The organism is Nitratireductor alexandrii (assembly GCF_004000215.1).
GTDB lineage: Bacteria > Pseudomonadota > Alphaproteobacteria > Rhizobiales > Rhizobiaceae > Mangrovimarina > Mangrovimarina alexandrii.
In genome coordinates this window covers 56,208-80,957 of sequence record NZ_RBVY01000001.1, presented here as the reverse complement: position 1 = coordinate 80,957, position 24,750 = coordinate 56,208, and the positions used below count along the sequence as shown (strand labels likewise).

Annotated in this window: 22 protein-coding genes, 1 tRNA gene and 3 pseudogenes; 7 read left to right on the top strand and 19 right to left on the bottom strand. The window is 64.5% G+C overall.

Translation table 11 applies throughout. From position 1 onward, the window contains the following. Together EP380_RS00420 and EP380_RS00415 are read left to right on the top strand one after the other, a co-directional pair. On the top strand, positions 1-660 hold the full coding sequence (locus tag EP380_RS00420) for an SH3 domain-containing protein (protein ID WP_127595401.1): 660 nt from the start codon (positions 1-3) through the stop codon (positions 658-660). A 223-nt stretch (positions 661-883) separates the two neighbouring features. Further along, the gene (locus EP380_RS00415) at positions 884-1,090 is read left to right on the top strand and encodes a DUF3955 domain-containing protein (protein ID WP_238719646.1); all 207 of its coding nucleotides are present in this window, start codon (positions 884-886) and stop codon (positions 1,088-1,090) included. A 14-nt stretch (positions 1,091-1,104) separates the two neighbouring features. On the opposite strand, the gene EP380_RS23685 is transcribed toward EP380_RS00415, so the two are convergent. From EP380_RS23685 to EP380_RS00370, 9 genes are all read right to left on the bottom strand, one after another. After that, complete coding sequence (locus EP380_RS23685) at positions 1,105-1,878, bottom strand: hypothetical protein (protein WP_238719644.1); 774 nt, start codon at positions 1,876-1,878, stop codon at positions 1,105-1,107. Positions 1,879-2,040: 162 nt separating this feature from the next. Continuing rightward, a complete protein-coding gene (locus tag EP380_RS00405) occupies positions 2,041-2,355 on the bottom strand; it encodes a hypothetical protein (RefSeq protein WP_127595398.1) in 315 nt (104 codons plus the stop codon). A gap of 29 nt (positions 2,356-2,384) precedes the next feature. After that, positions 2,385-4,451, bottom strand: coding sequence for a M13 family metallopeptidase (locus tag EP380_RS00400; protein WP_164749709.1), 2,067 nt, complete (start codon positions 4,449-4,451; stop codon positions 2,385-2,387). Between the two features lie 10 nt (positions 4,452-4,461). Then, a complete protein-coding gene (locus tag EP380_RS00395; protein ID WP_127595391.1) occupies positions 4,462-5,124 on the bottom strand; it encodes an MliC family protein in 663 nt (220 codons plus the stop codon). A 79-nt stretch (positions 5,125-5,203) separates the two neighbouring features. Then, a complete protein-coding gene (locus EP380_RS00390; protein ID WP_127595388.1) occupies positions 5,204-5,992 on the bottom strand; it encodes a CPBP family glutamic-type intramembrane protease in 789 nt (262 codons plus the stop codon). 109 nt (positions 5,993-6,101) lie between these two features. Beyond that, a complete protein-coding gene (locus tag EP380_RS00385) occupies positions 6,102-6,545 on the bottom strand; it encodes a hypothetical protein (RefSeq protein ID WP_127595385.1) in 444 nt (147 codons plus the stop codon). A 15-nt stretch (positions 6,546-6,560) separates the two neighbouring features. Beyond that, positions 6,561-6,890, bottom strand: a complete 330-nt coding sequence (locus tag EP380_RS00380; protein ID WP_106572774.1) for a hypothetical protein — start codon at positions 6,888-6,890, stop codon at positions 6,561-6,563. Between the two features lie 120 nt (positions 6,891-7,010). Continuing rightward, positions 7,011-8,012 carry a L,D-transpeptidase gene (locus tag EP380_RS00375; RefSeq protein WP_127595381.1) on the bottom strand — a complete coding sequence of 334 codons (1,002 nt, stop codon included), beginning with the start codon at positions 8,010-8,012 and terminating at the stop codon, positions 7,011-7,013. Between the two features lie 141 nt (positions 8,013-8,153). Next, positions 8,154-9,041, bottom strand: a complete 888-nt coding sequence (locus EP380_RS00370) for a LysR substrate-binding domain-containing protein (protein ID WP_127595378.1) — start codon at positions 9,039-9,041, stop codon at positions 8,154-8,156. A 269-nt stretch (positions 9,042-9,310) separates the two neighbouring features. On the opposite strand from EP380_RS00370, the gene EP380_RS00365 reads away from it, so the two are divergent. Next, entirely contained in the window at positions 9,311-11,743 is a 2,433-nt protein-coding gene (locus EP380_RS00365; RefSeq protein WP_127595375.1) for a DUF3772 domain-containing protein, read from the top strand. A 13-nt stretch (positions 11,744-11,756) separates the two neighbouring features. On the opposite strand, the gene EP380_RS23435 is transcribed toward EP380_RS00365, so the two are convergent. From EP380_RS23435 to dctP, 7 genes and pseudogenes are all read right to left on the bottom strand, one after another. After that, positions 11,757-12,047 (bottom strand): hypothetical protein, encoded by a 291-nt coding sequence (locus EP380_RS23435; RefSeq protein ID WP_338036288.1) that lies wholly within the window; start codon positions 12,045-12,047, stop codon positions 11,757-11,759. An 83-nt stretch (positions 12,048-12,130) separates the two neighbouring features. Further along, a pseudogene (locus EP380_RS00360) lies at positions 12,131-12,274 on the bottom strand (IS3 family transposase); the annotation flags it as partial. Positions 12,275-12,406: 132 nt separating this feature from the next. Next, the gene (locus EP380_RS00355) at positions 12,407-13,345 is read right to left on the bottom strand and encodes an IS5 family transposase (RefSeq protein WP_127596726.1); all 939 of its coding nucleotides are present in this window, start codon (positions 13,343-13,345) and stop codon (positions 12,407-12,409) included. Between the two features lie 612 nt (positions 13,346-13,957). Then, positions 13,958-14,294 (bottom strand): annotated as a pseudogene (locus EP380_RS00345) (transposase); the annotation flags it as partial. A 136-nt stretch (positions 14,295-14,430) separates the two neighbouring features. Next, entirely contained in the window at positions 14,431-15,762 is a 1,332-nt protein-coding gene (locus EP380_RS00340; RefSeq protein ID WP_127595365.1) for a TRAP transporter large permease, read from the bottom strand. After that, entirely contained in the window at positions 15,759-16,298 is a 540-nt protein-coding gene (locus tag EP380_RS00335) for a TRAP transporter small permease subunit (RefSeq protein ID WP_127595362.1), read from the bottom strand. The genes EP380_RS00340 and EP380_RS00335 overlap by 4 nt, the downstream gene beginning before the upstream one ends. 67 nt (positions 16,299-16,365) lie before the next feature. Continuing rightward, a complete protein-coding gene (gene dctP, locus EP380_RS00330; RefSeq protein ID WP_127595359.1) occupies positions 16,366-17,421 on the bottom strand; it encodes a TRAP transporter substrate-binding protein DctP in 1,056 nt (351 codons plus the stop codon). Positions 17,422-17,650: 229 nt separating this feature from the next. Here dctP and EP380_RS00325 point away from each other — a divergent pair, with 229 nt between their 5' ends. From EP380_RS00325 to EP380_RS00315, 3 genes are read left to right on the top strand one after another with little or no spacing between them, the layout of a single operon-like run. After that, a complete protein-coding gene (locus EP380_RS00325) occupies positions 17,651-18,985 on the top strand; it encodes an FAD-dependent oxidoreductase (protein ID WP_127595356.1) in 1,335 nt (444 codons plus the stop codon). A 9-nt stretch (positions 18,986-18,994) separates the two neighbouring features. After that, positions 18,995-20,662, top strand: coding sequence for a dihydroxy-acid dehydratase (ilvD, locus tag EP380_RS00320; protein ID WP_238719641.1), 1,668 nt, complete (start codon positions 18,995-18,997; stop codon positions 20,660-20,662). A gap of 19 nt (positions 20,663-20,681) precedes the next feature. Continuing rightward, positions 20,682-21,383, top strand: a complete 702-nt coding sequence (locus EP380_RS00315) for a GntR family transcriptional regulator (RefSeq protein ID WP_164749708.1) — start codon at positions 20,682-20,684, stop codon at positions 21,381-21,383. Positions 21,384-21,608: 225 nt separating this feature from the next. On the opposite strand, the pseudogene EP380_RS00310 reads toward EP380_RS00315, so the two are convergent. Next, a pseudogene (locus tag EP380_RS00310) lies at positions 21,609-22,781 on the bottom strand (IS3 family transposase). A 51-nt stretch (positions 22,782-22,832) separates the two neighbouring features. Here EP380_RS00310 and EP380_RS00305 point away from each other — a divergent pair. Further along, positions 22,833-24,044 (top strand): recombinase family protein, encoded by a 1,212-nt coding sequence (locus EP380_RS00305; RefSeq protein WP_127595350.1) that lies wholly within the window; start codon positions 22,833-22,835, stop codon positions 24,042-24,044. Here EP380_RS00305 and EP380_RS00300 read toward each other — a convergent pair. Both EP380_RS00300 and EP380_RS00295 read right to left on the bottom strand, forming a co-directional pair. After that, a tRNA-Arg gene (locus tag EP380_RS00300) sits at positions 24,015-24,091 on the bottom strand. The genes EP380_RS00305 and EP380_RS00300 overlap by 30 nt on opposite strands. 460 nt (positions 24,092-24,551) lie before the next feature. Beyond that, the gene (locus EP380_RS00295; RefSeq protein WP_420845828.1) at positions 24,552-24,749 is read right to left on the bottom strand and encodes an ATP-binding protein; all 198 of its coding nucleotides are present in this window, start codon (positions 24,747-24,749) and stop codon (positions 24,552-24,554) included. Position 24,750: the final 1 nt, after the last annotated feature.

Genomic DNA, 24,750 nt, shown 5'->3' with positions numbered 1-24,750 from the left:
ATGCGGATTTTCTCGATCGTCATGTTGGCGGTCCTGCTCGCCCTTGGCATGGGCAAGGCCGGGGCGCAGGAGATACGCGAGGAAAGGGTACGGTTCGAGGCCGGCAGTTCCGGTACCATGCTTGGAGGAACGATCCGGGGTTACGAGATCGTAGACTACCTGCTCGGCGCGCGCGCCGGCCAGGACATGGCGATCGAGTTCGAAACCACCAACCCGTCGGCCTATTTCAACCTGCTGCCGGCCGGCAGCGAAACCGCGATCCATGTCGGATCGAGCAGCGGCGACAGCTTTGCCGGCATGCTTCCGCAGGACGGCGACTACCGCATCCGCGTCTATCTGATGCGCAATGCAGCGCGCCGCGACGAGGAGGCGGACTACGCGCTGTCGATCGGCATCGGCGGCGGCGCCGATCCCGACTACGCGGACGGGCTGTCGGGCGGACCCGATTTCTGGCGCGTGGCCAACGTACCGGCCAACGACACGCTCAATGTGCGTTCGGCACCGGGCACCGGCAATCCGGTGATCGGCGAACTGGCCAACGGAGACCGCGTACGCAATCTCGGCTGCGCCATGCACGGGCAGTCCAGATGGTGCCGGATCGAGGCCGGCCTCGAGCAGAAGTTCACCGGCTGGGTCAACGGACGCTATCTGCGGGAATGAGGCAAGCTCCGCTTCGGCGGACCCGCTTTGACGGAAAGGGCGCGGATTTCGTTCCCGCGCCTCTTCGCCGTGCAGAAAGCCAACGGCGACGGGTCATATTTCGGACATTTCGGTGAAGAAGATCGCGGCTCCAAACCGAGACGGTTGCGACAAGCCGGCGCGCGGCGATGCCGCCACCGCGTCAGCGCAAACCGTTCGGCCCCACACATAGCGGAGAGCCATAGTGCCCACGAAACTGATGACGGTTCTGCTTGTCGCTGGGCTCGCCTGTCTGGTGGCGTTTCGCCTGATCGGCAGCGATGTCGACGAGAACGGCATCCTCAGGGAACCCTTCTTCCTGCTTCCGATCGGGTCCTTGCTCGTCCTGGTCGGGTTTGCCGGCCTCGCCGGCATGGCCGTTTCCAGACTGTTGCGCCGGCTGAGCGGATAGACGGCGCGCCGGCCTCAACCGCCTTCGATGACGGCATCGGGGATGGCGAAATGCTCCGCCCCGTCGACGGTCACGAACGTGGTGTCCTGTTCGCGATGGGTCGCGACCTCGCCGGTTTGCGGGCTGGTGACGACGCCGTTGTCGAAATCGAGCGTGCGCTTGAAGCCGTCGGGAAAGACGATATCGACCGTCGCCACCGCCCCGCCGGCGCGCACGACGCCGAAATCGCAGCGCGTCACGGTCTCGTCGCCGGTAAAGGTGCAATCGATCTTGCCGGTGGCGCTGTAGGGCGTGCCGGCGACGCGCGCGTCGGTCTCGGCCACGCTGGTCGCGGTCGACGGCGCCACCGCGCCGGCTTGCCCGCCCATCGCGTCGATGCCGATGTGAAGCTGGTAGTCGGCCTCCTCGCCGCGCCGGGCCGCGGCCCGCACGAGATAGACCTGAACGGTGTAGGTGCCGTCGGCGGGCAACACGCCCGAATAGTCGTTGCCGTTGATCGCGCCGATGAACATCGCTTCCTCGCCCGGCCCCTTGCCCGGCTCGTAAATGTTGAAATAGGCGCCGGCATTGCTGGGCTCGAACACGACGGTCATGGTCTGACCGGCGCGCGCGTCGAGCAGATAGTCGACCGAACCGTAGCCGACGATCCGATCGGACAGCGTGGTGGAACTCTCGCCGGCCGCGAAACGCACCTCCTGGTGACGAACCGCGTCGGAGGCGAGCGCAAGGCCGGCGGCCGAAAGCGAGAGGACCAGAAAGACCGATAGGACGCGAAGCACGCCAAACATGATGCCAGTTCCTTTTCACCAACAAAGCCGCCTCGTCGACGACAATAGTCCGGGACGGCGGCGCGGCCAAGAAGCGCGTGATGCGGTTATGCCGCCCGCCGCGCCAGCCCGATGAGCAGCAACAGGGCGAGCGCACCGACAGGCCGCCGCCGGGGCCGAAATCTAAAGCGCGCCCTCGTCGACCATCGACATCACCTCGGTGACCACGCCGCCGGAAATCAGGCAGCGCCACGGCGCCCGGTCCGGCCCCACGCCGACCATCACCAGCGTCGCCGCCTCGGAGAATTCCGAGCTGAGCACCGTGACCGTGTTTCCCGTCTGCCCGGCCACGGCCGCAAGGCAGGCCCTTTCATCCTCGGCGCTTCCCGAGCGCAATGCCGGTTGATCGTCCGGCGGCGCCGTCTGCGTGCAGCCGGCAATGGCGGCCGCGGCCGCCAGCATGACCGCATGCGAACTTCTTTTTGCAACGTTGCTCATGTCTGCGCTGTCTCCTTCAAAAAGCCGTCTCACCATGCATGGACCCGCTTGGCCGGCGGCAGCCACATCGGATCGCCCTCCTCGATCCCGAAAGCCTCGTAGAAGGCGTCGACATGTTGGAGCGCGGCAACGGTGCGGTAGAAATTCGGCGGATGGCCGTTGCCGGCGACGATGGCGCGCAAATAGGGTTCGGCCGCCTTCATCGTCCAAAGCTGGGCCCAGCCCAGGAAGCAGCGCTGCGCCGGCGTGAAGCCGTCGATCTCGACATTTTCCTGCGGATGTTCGTCGAGATAGGTCATCAACGCCTCGTAGGCGAAGGTGATCCCGCCGACATCGGCCATGTTCTCCCTGACATTCAGCGGACCGTTGGCATGAAGGCCAGGCAAAACCTCGAAGGCATTGGCCTGGTCGATGAGTTTCTGCGCCTCGGCCTCGAAGGCCTCGGCATCCTGCGGCGTCCACCAGTCGCGGAAATTGCCGATCGCGTCATAAAGCCGGCCGCCGCTGTCGAAACCATGGGTCATTTCGTGGCCGATGATCGCGCCGGTGCGGCAAAAACGCAGCGGCGCATCCATGTCGTGCGCATAGGCCGGCGGCTGCACGATCGCCGCCGACACCTCGAAGCCGTTGATCGAGGGGTTGTAGGCCGCATTGACCACGATCGGCAGCGTCGAAGAGGCGTTGAATTCGTCGTGCTCGACCGGACGTTTGAGCTTCTCGGCGAGGCGGGCCATCGAGAAGGCACCGAGATTCATCATATTGGCAACCGGGTCGGGGCCGATATCGACGCTCGAGAAATCGATCCATGTGTCCGGATAGCCGACCTTGTAATAGAATTTGGCGACCTTCTCGAGCGCCTGTGCGCGGGTCTCTTCCGACAACCATTCGCGGGTCTTGATGCGGGAGCGGAACACCGCGTGAATACGCTCGACCATGTCGAGCACGTCGGCCCTGGTCTCCTCGGAAAAATGGGCGTCGACATAGATCCGGGAAGCCGGGTGGCCGAGCGTGTCGATGAAGAGCCGGTAGAGACGGTCCTGTCGCGGACGGTCGGCGCTGGCGCCGAGGAGGGCGAGATCGAGCGCCTTTGCCGGCGCGTCAAGCGCCGTGGTCAGGAAGGGCCTGTAATTGTCGACGACACGAAACGCGGCATAGTCCTTGAGCGCGCCGAGCGACGTGGTGCGCCAGAGCTCGGCAAGGGCCTGCAGGGCGCGCGGCTCGAACATGTAGAACACATCCGGCTTGGCGAAGCCGACCGTGTCCAGGTAGAGCTCGAGATCGAGCGCGGGGATCAGCGCCTGCACCTCGTCATAGGTCTTTTTGGTATAGCGGTTGCGCGGATCGTTGGCCTCCTCCGGTGTCAGCAATCCGGCATAGAGCGCGAATTCGATCTCAAGCGTGGTCTCCGCGATGCGGGCCGCATCGGCGGGCGCATAACCGGCAATCGTCATGACGTCTTCGACATAGGTGCGATAGGCGTCCACCCGCGGGTCGCCCTGCGCATTGCGGTAGATGTCGAGAAATTTGTCGTCGACGCCGAAGCTTTGGCCCGCGACGAACATCGCGTAGCGCTTGCTGTCGGCGGGGTCGGAGCTCGGCGCGACCACGGCAAACAGGCTCGGCCCCGCGATCACCGCCTGCTCGGCCATGAAACGGGTCATGTCGTCCAACGAGGCGATCGTCTCGATCCGGTCGAGCAGGCCGCGCACCGGCCCGATGCCGGCCGCGTCGATCGCCTCGACATCCATATAGGCGTTGTAGAAATCGCCCACGAGCTGCACGGCGCTGCCCTTGGGCGCACCGGCGGCTGCCCGCCCCGCCTCGGCCGCGGCGGCGGCCATCTGCTTGATCAGGCGCTCGGTCATGATCTCGAACACGCCCCAGGAGGCGCGGTCCGACGGCCGCTCGATCCGGTCGAGCCATCTGCCGGAGGCGTACCGGTAGAAATCCTGGCTGGGATCGACGCCGGTATCCATGTTTTCGACCGAAAACATCAGATCGTCGGGACCGAGCGGCGGCAGTTCCTGCGCAACCGTGGTCCCGCACAGCGCGGCATAGGCGGCTCCAGACAGAAGCACGGCGGCAAAACGGGACATCACGGCCTCCTCAGTTCGTGGCCCTGCATTCATATTCGGCGCCGTCCGGGTCGGGGTCGCGATAGGTCGCCCGCTCGCCCTTGATCCAGATCGAGCGGCCGAAGCTGCCTTCATATTTCGCCCCCGAACCGCTCGGCACCAGCGAGCCGGTGTCGACGCTGTCGCCGCGCTCGAAACGGACGGACGGCAACTGCGTGTCGAAGAACATGGTGACCACCTCGTTGGCCGGGCTGTCGCCGCATTGCCAGGCGGTGGTGGCGGTCGGGCTTTCGAGCAGGAAGCGGGCGACCAGTTCGCCATCGCGGCGCAGATAACTGCCTTCGACGCAGGCGCGCTGGTCCTCGGCCTTCCAGCATTCGTCGCGCCCCTTGACCCAACCCCGCTGATAGGCGTGAAGTTCGTCTTCGGCTTCCGTCGCGCCGGCGTCGAGCGTGCGAACCGCCGCGAGCGCCGCAGCGAAGCGATCCGCCAGCAACCGGTCGAGCGCGGCCAGTTCGGCATCGCCGCAAACCAGCTTCTCGGCCGCGCTTTGCGCCTCGGCGCAGTCGAAGGACGGGCCGTCCTGGGCCAGCGCCGGAACGTTGCCGGCAAAAAGCGCCGGGGCGCAGAAGACGGCAAAGGCGAGCCGGCGCCCGCGTCCGGCGAAAAAACGCCAATCTCGGATATGTGTCATGCAGCTCTCCTCGTCCCGGTTCGTCGTCCGCACCGACGCCGGTCTCGGACCGTGCCGCGCGTGGAGGGTCCAGCCCGCCTCACCCGCCGTCTCCGGCCACCCCCGCCGCACCCAGGATGGAGACGGCGAAGATCGCCCAGTCGTTCAGGATATGGGCGCCGGTCGACACCCAGATATTCTTGGTGACGATATAGGGCAGCAAAAGCACGATGCGCGCCATCCCGACGCCCATCAGCGCCTGGGCGACGTTCCAGCCATAGGTCGGCAGATGCGCGGCGGCGAAAATGACCGCCGCCGCCAGCGTCGCCACGACGACCGCGGCCCTGCGACCCATGCCGCGCCCCGTGAGCCAGGCGAGCACGGCCAGGAAAGGCAGGATCGACATGACCTCCTCGCCGAGCAGCTGCACGGCCGTGCGCGCGAAAAACAGCCACAGCCCGGCGCCCTGCAGGGCGCCGGCATCGGCGACGACCTCGTTGGCCGTGGTCTGCATCAGGTTGACCATGATCGCGCCGACGACGAGCGTCACGGCGATGTTGAGAACGGCGAAGCCAGCCATCAACAGGAAATCGCGCCCCCGCAGCGGACGAAAGATCGCCGTCCAAGCGCGACCGGCGACGAAGGCCAGCGCGGCAAGCGGGATCGCGGCATAAAGAGCAGCCGGCACGAAACCGGAAAACTGGCCGCGCAGGAAGGGCGGCGGATAGACGAAGACCGCGAACCCCGCGACGACACCGACCATGACGACCCACCACCCAGCGGCCGAAATCGCGACCGGCCGCCCCCGGTAATAGGGAAAATCGTCGCCAGGACGTTCCAGCCAGGCAAAACGCTGCGAAGCCGCGACCGGCGCGGGACTTTCATGCATCGTCAGCCCCTTTTGCAATCCTTACCTGCGCGCCGCCTCGCTCGCGGTCCTGGCCGCAATGACGGTCTGGGCACCGCGTCGGCCAGCGCAGCGCGGCGACACCCATTCTCTATTCCGACGCCCAGACCTGCTCTTCGGCAAACTCGGGGTCGGCCCGCGCCTCGGCGGCCTCGTGGCAGGTCTCGCCCGGATCTTCGGCGGCCGTGGCCAGTTCGCCGCCGATCAGGATGCCGTAGACGACCAGCAGGTGGCGCTCGAAATATTGTTTCTGCTCGTCCGACATCTCGGCTTCGGATTCGTGGGCGAGCGCGCCGAACTTTTCGAGAAAGCGCGTCTCGTCCAGTTCGAAGCCGACGCAGACCGAGGCTATGGCGGCCTGATGGGCGAGCAATTGCAGCCCGGTGAACTGGTCGTCGGTCAGCTTGTCCTCGAGCAGATCGAGGGCATGGGCGCGCACGAAGGCCCCTTCATCGTTGATAGCCGCGGCCGGCGCGGCCATGGACAGGACCGCAAACGCGCAGGCCACCGTCATTGCAAAAGGCTTCGATTTCATGATCCCCATCCTCGTCTAGCGATACAGGCGCCGCGTCCAGCGCGGGGCGTAGCGGCCATTGGCGCGATAGCAGCTCCGCTGCGCCGGATAGCAGGTGATGCGCGGGGCCGGACTGAAAGGCGCGTGGGACGCGCGCACAGCCCGACGGGACTCATAATGGTGGCGATGGCGATGGTGGCGCGAGGAGGCGGCAAGCGCGGCCGCGCCGACCAAAAGGCCGCCGACCACCGCCGCCGCGGTCCGCGATTCGTTCTTCGAATGGTGCCTTTTCTGGGCGAGCGCCGGGGAGGCGAACGAAAACGCGAGCGCTCCCGCAACGAAAAACCTTATCAAGACGCTGGACATCGCTTTCTCCACGGTTTGCCGGACAGGCCGGCCAGAACGATTGGAAGTCGTGCGCCACCGCACTGCGCGGGGCCGACGGACGGCTGCCGCGCGCCGCCATCGCGGCCAAGCGCGGCCCGCTCACGACATGATGACGAAGTCCTTGCCCGACCTTGTTTCGGGATGGAGCGGCGCGTCGGTGACGACCATCGTCATACCGGGGTGCATGCGTGCGCCCATCTTGGTGACGAAGGCATGATCGGCGGTCAGACGCACAAGCACGTCTTCCTCGCGCGCGAAGGCGCCAACACCTTCCCTGTTGTGACTGATACCGGCCCAATGCATGCCCTGCGACCCGCCATGCGCGCCCTGCAGGACGAAAACATGATTGCCGAGTTTGCCATTGCCCTTGATCGTCAGACGTCCCGTGGTCAGGACCTCGCCGTTTTCCACCAGCAAAATCTCGTTGCCGGACGATGAGGCGATCACCGACGTCACGGGATGGGCTTCGGCCTCGGTCCAGTCCTTGGGATGCTTCTTGCCCTTGAGGGTCGCTTCGATCTTTTCGAATTCGTGTTCGGCATAGCCGCTAAGCACCATGCCGGGATGTTTCAGCTCCCAGGGATCGGAATGGGCGCCGGAGATGATCACCGGCGTGCCGAGATGGGTGATGGTGAAGAGTTTCGCGGAAAAGTCCAAGGGCAGGCGTATGCAGCCATGCGAGGCCGGATAACCGGGCAGCTTGCCGGCATGCAGGGCGATCCCGGACCAGGTGAGCCGGTTCATATTGGGCATCGGCGCGTTGTTGTAGGTCGAGGAGCGATGGTGCTTGTCCTTCTGCAGGACGACGAACACGCCCGTCGGCGTGCCGTGGCCCTTCTTGCCCGTCGAACAGGTCGAGACCGCGATGCGCACGCCGTTGCGATAGACATGGACAAGCTGCTCGGGCAGCGACACGACCACGGCGACCGGACCATCCGGCTGGCGGTCGGGATGCCAGGTGAACTCGCCCGGCTGCAATTCGTGGATTTCCTTGAGAACTTCCTTGGCAATGCCTTCGGCACCGAAAAACGCACCCGCAGCGACCGCTCCACCGGCAAGGAAGTGGCGACGGGTCAGGCCATGTGGGCCAGCTCCGCTCATTTCGATTCTCCCATCGAGTCGACGCCGTTCGGCCGTCTGGCGCGGCCGTCACGAACGTTTGCACACCCTCTATTCGCTTTCATTACGGCCCATAAATCGATTAAGGTCCAATGAGTTCTGATAATCATTGTTGATTTTGCCTCATGACCCGCCGGTTTCGGCGATCTGCCGCCGGAACCAGGCCTCGAAAGCCCGCAGAGCCGTCTCGTCGCGCCGCGCGGCCTTGATGCACAAGTAATAATCCTCCTCGGTCGGCAGCCGCGCCGGCGACAGCGCCCTGAGCCGGCCCGCTTCGATATCACGCGCGGCCAGGAAATCGGGGACAAGCGCCATACCGAGTCCGTTCTTGGCCATTTCCAGCGCGAGCAGGTAGTGCGACGTCTGCAACCAGCGGCCGGTGTGGATGTCCGTCAACGCCACGCCGGCGATTCTCGACCAGGCGATCCAGTCATCGCCCAGGCGCAGCGGATCGAGCGTGGTGGTGACCAAGGGCAGGGATTGCGACGCGAACCGGCTTTCGGGCGCGGGCGCGACCGCGATCAGCTTTTCGGCCTGAAGCTGCATCGCCCAAAACCCCCGCTCCGTGGGGAGGGTGGTCACGAAGGCGTCGGCGACGGCGTCGGTGAGTTCGGGGTCCTGGGCATACATGCGCAATTGCAGATCGATCTCGGGATGCGCGGCAAAAAAACTGCCGAGCCGCCCGATCAGCCATCCGGGCGCAAAACTGCTGCAGATCGCCAGCCGCAACACGTCGCGGTCGGTGCCCACCACTTCCGCCAGCGAGCGCTCGATCTGGGTGAAGGCCACCTGCAGCTTGGCCGCGAGGCGCCGGCCGGCCGGGGTGAGCATGATGCCGCGCCCCGAACGGACCACGACCCTTTCGCCCACCACCTCGGTCAACTTGCGGATCTGGTGGCTGACCGCGCTCTGGGTGACGCCCAACTCGGCGGCAGCCCCATGGATCGATTCGTGTCGGGAAACGGCCTCGAAAATCTCGAGGGCGCGCATGTTCGCCCTGTGCCGGTTCATGGCCGCAAACCAGGCCGGCCGTCAGAAAAGACGGGGCCGCCGGGGCCGCTTGGCGGGATTTTGCCTCCCTGGCTACCTTGCCCGCGCGCCTGCGCCATCGCCTCTGTCAAAAGCAAATCCAGTCTCCCGAACCATGCAGAAATACACCATGGCCACCGCTGCGCACAAAGTTCGACTTTGTGCCAATCTCTCGGCGCCGTGGACCAACCGACTTGTTCGCGGCGGCAAAATCGGGCCAATATCGGCCATCGGGGGGAACCGAGGATCGCATGGCGCGCTTCATCACGCATTTTCTGACCGTGTTGGTGCTGGCGCTGATCGCCGGAGCCGGACCGGCGCGCGCCCAGAATGCGCCGGACGCGCAGGATACGCCGGAAACCTTCGAGCAGCGCGTTGCCGAGTGGAACGAAACGGCGGAAAGGGCCGAGGAGACGCTGCGCAATGCGCGCGCCTCGAACGAGGCGCTGGAGATCCTCAGGAGCGATGTGGCCGCGACCCGCAGCGAGGCGCTGGAGATCATCGAGCGCGGCAATATCGAAACACTGACGCTGAAGGCCAGACTGGAGGCGCTGGGGCCGCCGCCGGCAGAGAAGGACGCCGAACCGGAACGCATCGCCACGCAACGCAAGGCGCTGCAGGAGGCGATCGCGATCGCCGACGCGCCGGTGCTGACCGCCCGCCAGGCCCATAACCGCGCCGAGGTGCTGATCGAGGAAATCGACAAGCTGATCCGCGCACGGCAACGCAGCGAATTGCTGGCACGCGACCCCTCGCCGCTGGTGCCGACCTATTGGTTGCCGGCTTTGAGCGAAGTGTCGGCCTATCTGGGGCGCGTGCTGGACGAGCTCGGCGACATCGTCACCAGTCCGACGCAAGGCGCGCTGATGCGCCAGCGCCTGCCGCTGGCGGGCCTGCTGTCGGCGATCGGGCTGTTCGTGCTTGTGTTCGTGCATCCGCGCGCCATGCGCCGCCTCGAAGCCGCGAGCGCCGCGGCGACGGGCGCCATCCGCAAGCGCGGCTATACCGGCCTGGCACTGGCGCTGCGGCTCGTTCTCCCGGCAACCGGCGCCGGCCTGCTGGCGGTCGCCTTCCTGTCTCTGCGGCTGGCACCACCGTCGGCCAAATCGCTCGACGCGGTCGCCGTCACGCTGGCGCTGCTGCTGGTCATCGCCTACTGGCTCGCGCACGCGGTGTTCGCGCCGAGCCAGCCGGAACGCCGGCTCGTCGAGCAAGACGACCAGACGGCCATGCGCGCGACCTGGGTCGCGCTCGCCCTCGCCCTGGTGCTGGGGTTCGATGCCATCCTGGAGGCGATGGAACGCGACTTCCAGTTCACGCCGGCCTCGCGCTCGGTGATGGCGGCGATCGTCGTGGTGCCCGGAAGCCTGCTTTTGTGGCGGCTGGCGGGCCTGCTGCGGACACCGGCCCAAGGCTCCGACAAAGCCGGCACGGCGCAAGCGGCCGGCGACGAGGCGGCGATCTCCCTGACCGGGCTGACCGCGCGCGCGCTGCAGCTTGCCGCCGCGCTGGCGATCTTGTTCTCGGTCGCCGGTTACGTGCAGATCGCCCGGCAGGCGATGGTGCCGATGGTGTTGTCGATGGCGCTGCTGGCCTTCTGCCTTTCCGTCTACCACGTCCTGACCGGCACGGTGACGCGGCTTCTGGGCGGCCACCAGCCCGATGAGCGGGTCGCGGTCACGCTCCTGCCTTTCGCCGTCGGGCTGTTGGTGCTGATCGCCTCGCTACCGGCCTTTGCGCTGATCTGGGGCGCGCGGATCGCCGATATCTCGGAGGTCTGGATCCTGCTCACCCAGGGCGTGGAGATCGCCGGCATCAGAGTGTCGGTCGGCGTGGTCTTCACGCTGATCGCCGTGTTCGTGCTCGGCGTCTTCACCACGCGCTGGCTTCAGCGTTTCCTGGGCACGACGGTGCTGCCGCGCACCCGGCTCGACAGCGGCGGGCGCAACGCCGTGCTGACCGGGCTCGGTTATGCCGGCATCACGCTGGCGGCGCTGATCGCGGTGTCGGCCGCCGGACTCGACCTTTCCAACCTGGCCATCGTCGCCGGCGCGCTGTCGGTGGGCATCGGCTTCGGCATGCAGGCGATCGTGTCGAACTTCGTGTCCGGCATCATCCTGCTGGTCGAGCGGCCCATCAAGGAGGGCGACTGGATCGAGGTATCGGGGCATTCGGGCATCGTGCGCAAGATCGCGGTGCGCTCGACCCGCATCCAGACCTTCGACCGGCACGACGTCATCGTGCCGAATTCGGACCTGATCGCCGGCACCGTCAAGAACATGACGCTGACCACGCAGACCGGGCGCGTGATCGTCCCGGTCGGCGTCGCCTATGGCAGCGACCTGGAAAAGACCCGGCAGATCCTGCTCGACGCGGTCAGGGACAACGACATGGTGCTGTCCTATCCCGAGCCGGCGGTGCTGTTCATGGGGCTCGGCGACAGTTCGCTCGACTTTGAACTGCGCTGCTTCCTCAAGGACGTGTCCAACGTGTTGACCGCGCGGTCCGACCTTTTGTTCACGATCTACGCGGAACTCAACAAGGCCGGCATCGAGATCCCGTTTCCCCAACGCGACATCACCGTGCGCAATGTCGAGGACCTCGCCCGGGCGCTCTTGCGGTCGCACACCGAAACCGAAGCCGACGGGGCGGCGAACGCGGCTTCGCGCGCGGCCGACCCCTGAGCCTCGACCGGCCTCACACGCGCAGACGGTCGCGCAGTTCCAGGGTGGCGATGATGGCCGGCATGAACCAGGGATCGCCGGTGTAGAAGGGCTGCCTCTTGAAGGGGACCTCAAAGGTGGGGTCGTAGGCGTGGCCGAGCGCCTTGCGGGCGGCGATATCGCCCAGATACGACATCATCGCCACGCCGCTGCCGCAACAGCCGCCGATATAGTGAATTCCGTCCTTGTCGGCGATATGCGGCATGTGGTCGAAGCTGAAGGCGATGAACCCGCCCCAGCTATGAGTGACCTTGGTCTCGGCCAGTTGCGGGAAGCCGTCTTCAGAACATTCGGCACAACTCGGGGTGCAGATTGGCGGAGTGCCGCTTCATCTGGGGTTTGACGTTGGGCGGCGAGCTTGCGGTGCTGCAAGCACCGATATTCGATGGTCTGTAGCTTGATCCTTTCGCGCTGTTTGATGATGGCAGGCGCCCTGCCGAAGTAGGCGTCAGCAGGTGTCACCTTGGCCAGGTTCTCGTGGCAACGCTGATGTTTTTGCGAGATCTGTGCGCGGATAGGATACGCCATTGAATTTGCGTATCTTTTTACTTCTGGAGTGCATTCGTGGGGGTCCTGGGGTGCCCGGCGGATGCTCCGACTTTGCGGGCTGGGGGGCGTTGGCAATCACGCCGCTCCGGCGACAATGCACATTGTTCGCTTAAGGTTGTAGGCGATGGCGGTGAGGCGGAGCTGGGCAGCGGCTTTGGCAAGTCCGCGCCACCGCATTCGTCGCAGACCGTAGCAGCGTTTCCAGGTGCCGAAGATCTTCTCGATGCGTGCGCGGATGTGATGGATCGGTCGGTTCCAGGCCTCAAGCCGCACGATCGTTTCAGCCTCGTCGCGTCCCCACAGGCCAGTAGAAACAACGCGCGGCGTGCCGCCCCTGGCCCGAACGGCATCGCCAAAATGCTTTCCCCGATACGCACTGTCGGCAAAGACTTCGCCGGGATCGTCGGGCAAGGTTTCGGGCCCGGCCTTGCCGTCATTGACATTGGCCGGTGTGATGGCAACCTCTTCCACCAACGCCGTATCGGCGTCGGCGCCGACATGTGCTTTGAAGCCATGAACCGCAGGCTTGCCCTTGTGTTTGACCCAATGGGCATCCTCGTCTTCGTCACTGGCCGAGGCAATGATGGTGGCGTCGACCAGCGTGCCCGTCTTGACGCGGATCGCTTTCGCCTTCAACTGAGCGGTGATCGCATCGAACAACGTCTTGTCCAGCCCACGCGACACCAGTGTTTTGCGAAAGCGCACAAAGGCAGTGCGTTCGGGAGTCGGCTCCGACGCTGAAAACCCGTAGAATCGTCGGAACGATCCTCTGTCATCCAACGCCTCGGCGAGCTTGACGTCCGACAGATCATACCAGACCGCAAGCAGCATCGCCTTGAACAAGGCCAGGGGCGACCAGGCCGGCTCACCCTTGGCTGCGCTGGAAACATCAGCAAGTTGGCTCTCGACCCGCGACCAGTCGATCAGCCCCGCCAAATCGTCCAGCGATGATTGTCGACGCCCCCGATGATCGCCAAAGCCAAAGTCTTCTTGACCAATTCGACGACACGACATATCCACCTCAACCCCTTGAACGGATTGATGGAATCACAGCCTTATCAACGCGTCTAGCCCTATCCGCGCACAGGTCTCCTAGGGCATAATGAGCGCCTCCCCGAAAATCGGACAGTGAAGTAAGCTACGATTTGCAATCTGCTGATCTTCGACGAAAAGGAGATCAGAGATGTCGAAACGCAAGCAGCACGCGCCCGAGTTCAAGGCGAAGGTCGCGCTGGAAGCCCTGAAGGGTGGGGAGACGGCAGCCGAACTGGCGAGCCGGTTGGGGTGCATCCGACTATGATCCACCGATGGAAGCGGGCCCTGCTCGAAGGCGCGTTGGGCGTCTTCGAACGCGGAGGCCGCAAGAAGCCCGAGAGCGACGAGGAGCAGGTGAAGGAGCTCCACGCCAAGATTGGGGAGCTGGCGGTGGCCAACTCCTTTTTGGAACGAAAGCTGAAGCCCTGGGCAGGAAGTGAGGGGTGGCATGATCGGGCCGGACCACCCGGAACTGTCCATCGAGCAGCTGTGCAAGCTGCTGTCGATCGCGCGCTCGTCCTTCTAATACATCCCCAAGGGTGCGACCGAGCAGAACCTCGACATGATGCGGCGGATCTCCGGGCATGCGTTTTTGAGTAGTCGGTTCTCAAGCGTCAGGTCGGCAACGTCCTCCTTCAGCGTAGAGGTCTCGGCCCTTAGTTCACTCGACTTCCGGTGCCGTGGCATGCCGCACTGTGTCACCGGCAAACCGCCGTTTGTCGGCTTCGAGGAATTCCTTGAACCAGCTGTAGTAGAGGCTCTGGGCAATCTCCTCCAGGGGACAGCGCGGCGATGCTGTCCTCCCCCGCAGTCTCTCCAGCACGATGCTGATCTTCTCCTCGGCCGAATACTGGCGTCGGGTCCTGCGGCAAATGTCCTGGACGACTTTGTCGGGCGGCGCATTGTGCTTTTCGGATTTCTGTCTCAGCTTCGCTCCTTTGAAAGGTTGCGATGCCCCAGAAATTCTCCGTTCGCAGTTAAGCCGCTTTGGATCCATCGGTGTTGAAGCCGAATAGCATCGTTTTCGCGCGACCGCCCGGCCGATGGTGTCATCGACGCTCCATTCAGAAGCCCAACAAGACACCTGGAAGCCAGGTGGCCAATCCGGGGAACGCCGCCATGATGGCGAGGCAGATCGCCTGCAGCACCAGAAACGGCACGACGCCGCGATACATGTCGGTCAGCGTCATCTCCGGCGGTGCGATGCCGCGCAGATAGAAGATCGCGGGCGCCAGAGGCGGCGTGAGGTAGCTGGTTTGGACGATCAGCAGGATCAGCATGCAGAACCACACCGGGTCGAAACCGGCATCGCGCACGAACGGCATGAAGATCGGGATGAAGATCAGAATGATCGAGATCCACTCCAGGAAGAACCCGGCGACGAAGACGATGCCCAGGAAGATCGCCAGCATGACCGCCGGAGAGACGTCGAGATCGCCCAGCACGCCGCGCAGCTGGGTGATGCCGCCGACCGAACCGAAGGCGACCGTGAACATTGACCCGCCCAGCAGGACGAACATGATCATCGCAGTCACGATCAGCGTCCGCCAGCCCGCATCCTTCAGCATCGTCAGGCTGAGCGTGCGATAAAACCCGGCCAGCACGACCGCGGCCACGGCCCCGATGGCGGCAGCCTCGGTCGGTGCGGCCACGCCCGCGATAATGGTGCCCAGCACGGCGCAGATCATCAAAAGCGGCGGGATCAGGGCCTTGAGCGTGATCCACAGCTTGTCGATCAGCGGCATGGAGTCCGCAAGGGACGGATCCGGCCGCGGCGCCTTGTGCGGCTGGACCACCGCGACCCCCACCACGTAGACGAGGTAAAGCAGGGCCAGGATCGAACCGGGCACGATCATCCCCACCATCAGATCGCCGATCGAAACATCGGCCACTGGCCCGAGGATGATGACGACGACGGAGGGCGGGATGATGGTCCCCAGCGATCCGCCCGCGCAGATCGTGCCGCTGATCAGGCTTTTGTCATAGCCTTGGCGCAGCATCGGCGGGATGGCCAGCAGGCCGATGACGGCCTCGGTCGCACCGACCACGCCGGTCGAGGCGGCGAAGATGATGCTCATCAGGATCGTGCCGACGGCAAGCCCACCCGGCAGCCGCCCCGTCCAAAGCTGCACGGCGCGGAACAGCTGCTCGGCGATGCCGGACCGCTCGAGCACAGCGCCCATGAAGACGAACAGCGGCACGGCCGCCAGGACGAAGTTCGACGCGGTTTCATCGATCTTCTGGGTGAACTGGAACAGGATCGGCCGCAGGTTGAAATCGAACTCGATGAGCCCGAAGACGAAGCCGGACACCATCAGGGCCAAGGCCACCTGGACGCCGCAGAAGATCAGCACGAACAGGCAAACGAACATAAGGACGGGCAACAGCTCCATCATCGCGCCCGCTCCTTCGTCGTCAGCACCGCGACGGCGTGCAGGATCTTCGCGACCACCTGCAGCGCCAGCAGAACGAAACTGGCGAACATGATGGCGCGGAACGGCCAGGCAGGCGGGTTCCATGCGCTCTTGCCGGTCGTGCGGCCGGACAGGTACGCCTCGGCCATGTAGTCGAACAGGGCGTGGCTGATCAGGACGCAGAACGGCAGAAAGAGAACCGCCAGGAAGACAAGGTCGATGACGGCCTGCCCGCGGGGAGCGAACTGGCTGTAGACGAGATCGATGCGCACGTGTTCGCCGCGCATCAGCGTGACTGCTCCGCCGAGCAGAAAATACGTCCCGGTCAGCATGTAACCGAGCTCGAAGGTCCACGTTGTCGGAACGCCCAGAATCTTGCGGGCGATCACCTCCCACACGGTGACGACGACCAGCGGCAGAAACAAGAGCGCCGCCGCCGCGCCGCTCCAGAGCGTCACCCTGTCCAGATGCGCAGCCAGCGTGCCCGGCCAGCCCGAATTCCGGTTGGCAAAATCCATATGAATGCCTCGATGAGAAAATGATTATGGCCGGCCCTCAAGGCCGGCCAACGCGACTGTATTACCCTCAGCGTTCGATCTTGCGATACCGCTCGGCTCCCCGCCACAAGGCATCGAACTCTTTCTGGCTCTGCCAGACGCGGGCAAACCATTCGTTTTCCTGCGCGTTGCGCTCCGCATAGGCCGCACCGGCCTGGTAGATCGCTTTCTGCACCTCGGGGGCTAGGTCGATGACCTCGTTACCCTCGTCCTCGTAAAAGGTCTTTGCCATGGCATCGCGCTGCCCGAAGGTCATCCAGCAATCGAGCGTCACCAGACGCGCCGCGTCCTGAAGCAGTGCGCGATCGGCGTCCGAGAAGCCTTCCCAGACCCTGGGGGAGATCACCAGCTCGAAAGGCGCCACCGGCTGGTGCGCGCCGGGCAGGATCACGTATTTCGCGACTTGGTGGAAACCGGAGGTCTGGTTCTCGCCCAGGCTACCGGACTCGACGGCGTCGACGACCCCGCGTTCGAGCATCGTGTAGACCTCGCCCATCGGCGCGGTAACCGGCGCGGCGCCCAGTTCGGACGATATTTCCAGCCACGCCCCGGCGGTCCGCAACTTCAGACCCTGAAAATCCTCGAGCGTGCGCACCGGCTTGTTGGAGTGCAGGAACACTTCCGGCGTGCGGATGCCCAGCGGCATCGAGACGAGGTCGAATTTGTCGGCCCGGAACTCCTGCCAAAGCTCGCGCCCGCCACCGACATAGAGCCAGTGAAGCATCCGCTCGCTGTCGAAGGACCCGGCAAAGCCTCCGAACAGGATCGTCGTGCGATCCTCGCCCCAGTCGTAGCCCATCCACGTATGCCCCATGTCGGCCACGCCGTTGCGGACGAGATCCGACACTTCCAGGGCCGAGCCCAGCGTACCCCCGGGATAGGTTTCGATCGTGATCCGGCCGTCGGTCAGGCGGGCGACTTCCTCTGCATAGGCATTCGCCATCAGCTCCATCGTATACCCGCCGCTCCAGCTGGTCGCCATGCGAAGGGTAATCTTGTCCTGCGCCAGAACCGGCGACGCTGCGGTGGCCATGGAGAGCGCCGGAGCGGTCAGGGCCGCGCCCAAAAGTGATCTGCGTTTCATCGGTTCCTCCAAAGATATCATTAACGCCGCGTCGTCGGCGTCCGAACGCTCCAGCGCGCCCAATCGACCATTGACGAGATGGCGAGCCGTAGAATATTAGTAATATGTCAGTTGTCAATATTTCCTATTTGATAACATATTTTCGTTTAAAAACATTTATTTAGCAAAAAATCATCTAACATATCAGAGCGAATGTCGGACTGAGAAATCCAAAGAGGAGATCGTATCAATGGTCGAAACGGATCGCAGACCGGTCGAGAGAATCGACGCGGACATCTTGGTGGCCGGAGGAGGCGCGGCCGGCGTCGCCGCCGCGGTGACCGCCGCGCGTTCGGGTGCGTCGGTGGTCCTGGTCGAACGCTACGGCTTCTGCGGAGGCGGCGCCGTGGCCGGCCTGTCGGGAACCATATGCGGGCTCTACGAGGCCACGGACCGGATGGAGCGCGCGCCGCAGAAGGTCGTCTTCGGCTTCGTCGACGACTTCATCGCCGAAATGGAGAAGCGGGGCGGGCTGACCGATCCGATACGGTATGGCAAGACCTGGACACGCGTGCACGACCCGCTGATCTGGCGCGAAGCGGCCGACACGCTGCTGTCCGACGCCGGAGTCCGCGTCATCTACCACGCCGAGATTCTGGCCGCGCTCTGCGAAGGACAGGTGCTCGAAGGCGCCCTCCTCTCCACCGTAACGGGCAGGCTCGAAATCCGGGCGAAAACATGTGTCGACGCCACCGGCGACGGCGCGCTCTCGGCCATGGCCGGCCTGGAGACCTATATGGGCGACGGCCACACGGTACAGAACCCAACCATGGTCTTCCGCATGCTGAATGCGGACCTCGACAAGTTCCAGCACACCTACGGCAGCGACAGCATCATGCCGGTCGAGGTCAGCGAACTGATCGCGAAGGCCGACGGCAACGGCTATTCCCTGCCCCGTCGCAAGATCTGGATTTTTCCGACCACGCGTCCGTCGGAGCTGATGTGCAACTGTACCCGCATCGTCGGCGAGGACGGCCGGGAACTCAACGCAACGCTGTGGCGGGATTTTTCCGAGGCCGAGCTGCAGGGACGCCGGCAGGTTCGCGAATATGCGCGCTTCTTCCGCGACACACTTGCGGGTTGTGAGAACACCGTGGTCAACGATACCGGCGTGCAGGTCGGCGTTCGCCAGACCCGACAGGTGCGCGGACGAGCGACGCTGACGAATGCCGACGTGGTGACCGGCGCCAAGTTCGCCGACGGGATCGCCCGCTCACCCTGGCCGATCGAGCTTCACAGCGGCGACAAGCCCCGCGTGGAATGGCTGCTGGAGGATTGGTACGAGATCCCGTTCGGCTGTTTCGTTCCCCCGGCGTCGGAGGGTCTTCTGACCGCGGGGCGCTGTCTCTCCGCCGAACACGAAGCCGTCGCCTCGGCCCGCGTCACAGCGCAATGTTTTTCTTATGGGCACGCCATCGGCCATGCCGCAACCATCGCAGCGCGGGACCGGGTTTCCGTTCACGCCATCGACGGACGCGATGTGCGCCTCCTGCTGAACCAGGATGGCGCCGGCCTCGGCAACTAGGAGATTTCAATGAGCTTTCGCAGCAATTTCACGCCCGGAACCACACGCTGGGCCGTCCGGCGGGCGCAATGGATCGCCATGGGTATCGATGAGGCGGATTTCGACAAACCCAAGATCGCCGTTGTCAACAGCTCGTCCGGCCTGTCGGTTTGCTTCCAGCATCTCGACGCCGTGGCCGAGACGGTCAAAAAGGCGATCCGCGACGCCGGCGGGCTGCCCTTCGAGATCCGGACCGTCGCGCCGTCCGATTTCGTGACCTCCGCCGGCAAGCAGGGCCGTTACCTGATGCCCAGTCGCGACCTTCTGGTCAACGATATCGAAGTCCAGGTTGAGGGCGCGGAACTGGACGGCATGATATTGCTGTCCTCCTGCGACAAGACCACGCCTGCCCACCTCATGGCCGCCGGACGCCTGAACGTGCCCGCGATCATCCTGCCCTGCGGCTTCCAGCTCGGGTCCAACTGCGGCGGACGCGAGAACGACATCGAGGAAGTCTACAAGGCCGTCGGCGCCGTGAAGGCAAAGAAGATGACGCTGTGCGAACTCAAGGAAATGACGCGCAGCGCCATTAACGGTCCCGGCGTGTGCGCGGGCCTCGCCACCGCCAACAGCATGCACTGCATGGCCGAGGCGCTTGGCATGGCCCTGCCCGGCAACGCCCCGATTCGGGCCGGCTCGGCGGAGCTGGACACCTATGCCCGCAAATCCGGCGCCCGGATCGTCGCCTTGGTCGAACAGGATATCCGCCCCCGCAGCATCCTGACGCCGGCGGCCTTCCGCAACGCCGTGCGGGTGGCCACGTCGATCGGCTGTTCGGTCAACGTGGTTCGGCACCTGACGGCGACCGCAGCCGAGGCCGAATGCGACGTCGATATCCTTGCCGAGTTCGCAGCCGCGGTCGAGCTGCCGCAGATCACCCAGATCAGGCCCAACGGCCCCGACCGTATCGAGCAGTTCGCGGCGGCCGGCGGCGTCTCCGGGGCGATGGCCATGTTGCTGCCGACGCTTGACGGCAGCGTTCGAACCGTCAGCGGCGCGACCCTGACCGAAAACCTCGCGGCCCGCCCTGCCCCCGATCCCCAGATCATCCGCCCGCTCGACGCGCCCTTTCGCAAAGAGCCCGGCTTGGTCATCGTGCGCGGCAATCTCGCCCCCGACGGATCGGTGGTCAAGCTCTCCGCCGTTCCACCCTCCGTCCGTCGCTTCCGCGGCCAGGCCATCGTCTTCGAGAACGAGGCCGATGCCATCGATGCCATCGAAAGCGGGCAGGTCGGCGCCGGCAAGGTCGTCATCCTGAGAATGCTCGGCCCGAAGGGCGGTCCTGGCACGGTCTTTGCGGCGTCTTTCATGGCGGCGCTGGTGGGGGCCGGTCTTGGCGCCGATGTTGCCGTTGTCACCGACGGCGAGCTTTCCGGCCTGAACAGCGGCATCACGATCGGCCAGATCATGCCTGAAGCCGCCGAGCGCGGGCCGTTGGCCGCGGTCGAGGACGCGGACATGATTGCCATCGACCTCGAGGCGCGAACGATCACGCTCGAGATTTCAAACGACGAGCTTGCCGCTAGGATCGACGCCCTGCCGCAGCGTCCGCGCACCAGCGAACGCGGCTGGCTGGCCATGTACCAGAAACTCGTGCAGCCTCTGTCGAAAGGCGCAATTCTTCGCGTAGATGAATGACCATGAGAGGAATCGGAGCGTGAAGGACGAACCCAACAGCACCCAGATGGCGAAGGCCTACGCGGAACTGGAGCGGCGCATCGTGTCGCTCCAGCTTCTCCCCGGAGAGGTCGTGTCGGAAAACACGCTTTCTCGGGATCTGTCGATGGGCCGTACGCCCGTACGCGAGGCCCTTCGCGAGTTAAGTCGCGAAGGGCTTGTCGTTATCATGCCCAAGCGGGGCGTGGTGATCGCGGAGATCGACGTGATGCGGCAGCTTCGCCTGCTCGAGTTCCGTCGGGTCGCGGAGCGCTTCGTGGTGGAATCGGCCGCGCGCCGGGCCAGCGACGTCGAGAAGCGCCGCTTCGCCAATTTGACCAGCGAGATGTTGCGGGCCTCCATCGCGGAGGACGGCGAGACGTTTCTGGATCTCGACCGGCAGTTCAACGAAATGATCATCGAAGTCAGCCGCAACGAGTTTGCCGCCGCCTCCATGCGGCTGAGCCAAGGGCTCTCCCGGAGGTTCTGGTTCGCCTATTACCGGCATTACGACAATCTCTCCGAGACGATCCGCCTGCATGCCGAGATCGCCAAAGCCATCTCCGTGGGCGATCCGGTCGCGGCCGGAACAGGGCTGGACCGGCTCATAGACAATGTCGAAGCGTTCACCCGCGCGACGCTTGATTTCGAAAGCGGCTGGCTGTCCTCAGCACACGAAAGTACTGAAGCTGTCGACATTTGAGAACGTAGCCCGCTCGTCCGAGTTCATAACCAATGAGACAATTTTGGTCTTGATCCTCGCTGAGATCGGTGCGGGCAAGGTGACGCTCAAAGAGCTACCAGTCGACTTCCATTCATCGAGGTGACGTCCCGGGACGTGGTGTAGCTGGTAGGGCGGTGGTCATCGGCGCTTTCCGGTAGGGTCTGTCTGGACCTGTCACGGATTGATGGCGCTCTGGTTGCTCATTTATGCGGCCTTTTGTTCGAAGACCAGGGGCTTTTCCAACCCAGTGCTGAGTGTCTGCGGCGTGGATTGTAGAAGCCGTTGACGTATTCGAAGATGGCCAGCTCGGCGGAACGGCGGGTTGGCCAAGATCGCTGCCACAGCAGTTCTGCCTTGATCGTTTTGAAGAAGGTCTCCACCGCTGCGTTGTCATAGCAGTTCCCAGTGCCGCTCATCGACACCTCGAAGCCGTTATGGCGCAGAATCTTCTGGTAGTCGTGAGAGCAGTATTGGCTGCCGCGATCCGTATGATGGATGCAACCCCTTGCTGGTCGTCGCAACGCAATGGCCATATTCAGCGCCCGGATCGCCAGATCACGTTTGATGCGGTTGCTTACGGCCCACCCAATGACCCGCCGGGAATGCAGGTCGAGGATGACCGCCAGGTAGAGCCAGCCCTCCTGGGTCCAGACATGGCTGATGTCGCCAGCCCATTTACAGTTTGGCCCATCCGCCGAGAAGTCCCGGTTCAGAAGATTGGCGCGATGTTGAAGCTGTGGTTGCTGTCGGTGGTCGCCTTGAACTTCTTGTTTCGCCTGACCTTTATGCCATTTTCTCTCATAAGGCGACCGACACGCCGGTGGCCGACATCGAGCCCCAGCTCCTTTAGTTCTTCGGTCATGCGTGGGCGACCATAGCTACCCAGTGACTGCTCGAACTGATCCCGGATATGGGTCAGCACGACCATGTCCTTGCGCTGACTGGCACTGATGGGGCGGTTGCAGAATGCCCGATACCCTCGCGGACTGATGTCCATCATCTGGCACAGACGGCTGATGGGCAGCATGTTCCGGTTCTTTGTGATGAAGGCAAATCTCATTTGCTTCGCTCCGCGAAGAACTGGGTGGCGTTCCGCCGGGAAAACGCCCCACTGGGGTCTTTTCTGATCCGGCTTCAATTTAGCACATCCCTCTCCTCCCGGAGCAGACGGTTCTCACGCCGCAGCTCGGCAATCCCGTGTTCAAGATCCGACTGCGCAGACGGTTTCTCAGGGTTGCGCCGGTCCTGCTGAATCCACCGGCTCAGCGTCGAGAAGCCGATTCCAAGATCAGCCGCCACCTGCTAACGCGGCAAATCGCTCGTTAGCGCCAAGCGCACCGCTTCTGCGCGGAATTCGTCCGTTCGTCGAAGTGCCATTCATATTCTCCTTTGTGACACGTTATGTGATCAAAGGAGCGGCAAAATCCCGTGACAGGTCCACTGGATGCCCGACAAGGCTTCTGGAACGGCGCGCGACCGCCTATTGGCTACCGTATCGTCGCAGCCGAACAGCGCGGATCGAAGATCAAGAAGAAGCTGGAAATCGACCCGCTGCACGCCGACACCGTGCGGCTGATCTATCGGCTATACCTCGAAGGTGACGGCACATGCGGCGCGATGGGCGTCAAGGCCATCGCCACCTATCTCAACGAGCGCCGTTTCTTCACCCGTGACGGCGGGCGTTGGGGACTGGCGCAAATCCACGCTATCCTGACCCGCACCACCTATGTCGGCGAGCACAGGTTCAATACCCGCTCGCACAAAGACCGAGAAAAGAAGCCGGAGAGCGAGGTCGCCATCATGGCGGTGCGGCCCCTGATCGAGCGCGAGATATTCGATGCCGTACAAGCGCGTTTGAAGTCACGCGATCCTTTGGTGACGCCCGCACGTGTTTCCAGCGGCCCGACGCTGCTGACCGGCATTTGCTTCTGCACCAAATGCGGGGGCGCGATGACGCTCCGCACCGGCCGAGGCAGCGCGGGCGCGACATACCGCTATTATACCTGTTCGACCAAAGCCCGGCAGGGCAAGACTGGCTGCAAGGGTCGCACGATCCCGATGGACAAGCTGGACCATATGGTCGCCGATTATATCGGGGATCGTCTGCTCCGGCCCAAGCGGCTGGAAACCGTCCTCGCCAGCGTCATCGACCGGCGGCAGGAGCGCGCCGAGCGCCGCCGCGAGCATCTTGCCGAGCTGAACCGGCGAATCACGGAAGCCGACCAGCGGCTTGGCCGTCTCTTTGACGCTATCGAAGCTGGTATGGTGGACAAGGACGATGCCATGGCGAAAGAGCGCATGACGAGCCTCAAGGCATTGCGGGATCAGGCCGCCGCCGACGCCGAGCGCACACAGCTCGCGCTCGACAGTTCAGGCAATCAGGGCGTCAGCCCCGACATGCTCAAGGGGTTCGCCCGCAAGGCTCGTGAACGGATACGGCTCGACGATGGCGGCTACCGCCGCGACCATCTGCGCGCCTTGGCGCAGCGTGTCGAGGTTGCTGACGGCGAGGTTCGCATCATGGGATCAAAGTCGGAACTGCTGCGAACGCTGGTCGCCGCTTCAAGCGTAGAAACGGCGGCGTTCGGCGTTCAGAGTTCTGTACTGAAATGGCGCGCCCGAAAGGATTCGAACCTCTGACCCCCAGATTCGTAGTCTGGTGCTCTATCCAGCTGAGCTACGGGCGCGCGGGGCCGCTTCCAGGGCGGCCCGCGGACGGGCGTTGCCGCCATCCGCAAACGAAACCGCTACCTAATGAAGACGCGGGCGAAAAGCAAGCGGGCGCGGGCGAAAACTTTGCGCTTTCGGCGGGCGGCCCTACGAGACCGCCGCGCTGCGCGGACGCGGCCACAGCGCAGCGTAAGCCAGCCGGTGGCGGACGCGGGGCTGGAAGGAATGTTGCGGTCGCGGGCGGTGCCCGGCGCCGTCCAGCGGCCATGGCGCCGCGCACGCCCGGCCTGACCGTGCGATCCCGGCGATCAAACGGTCGCCTTGCGCCAGCGATGGACAGCCCGATCGACCGGCGCGCCACGCCCGCCGCCACCGGCCCGTCGGGATGCGGATCGCGGGACCGGTGTCGGGCGTCGTGGATCGGCCGGGCTGAGCAGCGGGTTAGCCCGGCCTGCCCCGGCGCCCGGCAATGGCCGCTTAAGTCTGGCGGCGGATGGTCTGGCGCGCCTCGTCGGGCCGGACCGGCTGGTCGGGAATCGTGATCAAGAACCGGGTGCGCCCGCCGACGCTTTCCACCAGTTCGATCGCCCCGCCATGGGCGCGCACCAGCTCATGGGCGATCGCCAGGCCGAGACCGGTACCGCCGGAGCGCGCCGCGAAAGGCGGCGAACAGATG

Excerpts from the sequence above, each read along its gene's own strand:
- EP380_RS00375 (WP_127595381.1), bottom strand. The coding sequence starts at position 8,012 with ATGAGCGGAGCTGGCCCACATGGCCTGACCCGTCGCCACTTCCTTGCC.
- ilvD (WP_238719641.1), top strand. The coding sequence starts at position 18,995 with ATGAGCTTTCGCAGCAATTTCACGCCCGGAACCACACGCTGGGCCGTC.
- EP380_RS00405 (WP_127595398.1), bottom strand. The coding sequence starts at position 2,355 with ATGAGCAACGTTGCAAAAAGAAGTTCGCATGCGGTCATGCTGGCGGCC.
- EP380_RS00420 (WP_127595401.1), top strand. The coding sequence starts at position 1 with ATGCGGATTTTCTCGATCGTCATGTTGGCGGTCCTGCTCGCCCTTGGC.
- EP380_RS23685 (WP_238719644.1), bottom strand. The coding sequence starts at position 1,878 with ATGTTTGGCGTGCTTCGCGTCCTATCGGTCTTTCTGGTCCTCTCGCTT.
- EP380_RS00365 (WP_127595375.1), top strand. The coding sequence starts at position 9,311 with ATGGCGCGCTTCATCACGCATTTTCTGACCGTGTTGGTGCTGGCGCTG.
- EP380_RS00355 (WP_127596726.1), bottom strand. The coding sequence starts at position 13,345 with ATGTCGTGTCGTCGAATTGGTCAAGAAGACTTTGGCTTTGGCGATCAT.
- dctP (WP_127595359.1), bottom strand. The coding sequence starts at position 17,421 with ATGAAACGCAGATCACTTTTGGGCGCGGCCCTGACCGCTCCGGCGCTC.
- EP380_RS00340 (WP_127595365.1), bottom strand. The coding sequence starts at position 15,762 with ATGATGGAGCTGTTGCCCGTCCTTATGTTCGTTTGCCTGTTCGTGCTG.
- EP380_RS00370 (WP_127595378.1), bottom strand. The coding sequence starts at position 9,041 with ATGAACCGGCACAGGGCGAACATGCGCGCCCTCGAGATTTTCGAGGCC.
- EP380_RS00390 (WP_127595388.1), bottom strand. The coding sequence starts at position 5,992 with ATGCATGAAAGTCCCGCGCCGGTCGCGGCTTCGCAGCGTTTTGCCTGG.
- EP380_RS00335 (WP_127595362.1), bottom strand. The coding sequence starts at position 16,298 with ATGGATTTTGCCAACCGGAATTCGGGCTGGCCGGGCACGCTGGCTGCG.
- EP380_RS00400 (WP_164749709.1), bottom strand. The coding sequence starts at position 4,451 with ATGTCCCGTTTTGCCGCCGTGCTTCTGTCTGGAGCCGCCTATGCCGCG.
- EP380_RS00395 (WP_127595391.1), bottom strand. The coding sequence starts at position 5,124 with ATGACACATATCCGAGATTGGCGTTTTTTCGCCGGACGCGGGCGCCGG.
- EP380_RS00325 (WP_127595356.1), top strand. The coding sequence starts at position 17,651 with ATGGTCGAAACGGATCGCAGACCGGTCGAGAGAATCGACGCGGACATC.
- EP380_RS00380 (WP_106572774.1), bottom strand. The coding sequence starts at position 6,890 with ATGTCCAGCGTCTTGATAAGGTTTTTCGTTGCGGGAGCGCTCGCGTTT.
- EP380_RS00385 (WP_127595385.1), bottom strand. The coding sequence starts at position 6,545 with ATGAAATCGAAGCCTTTTGCAATGACGGTGGCCTGCGCGTTTGCGGTC.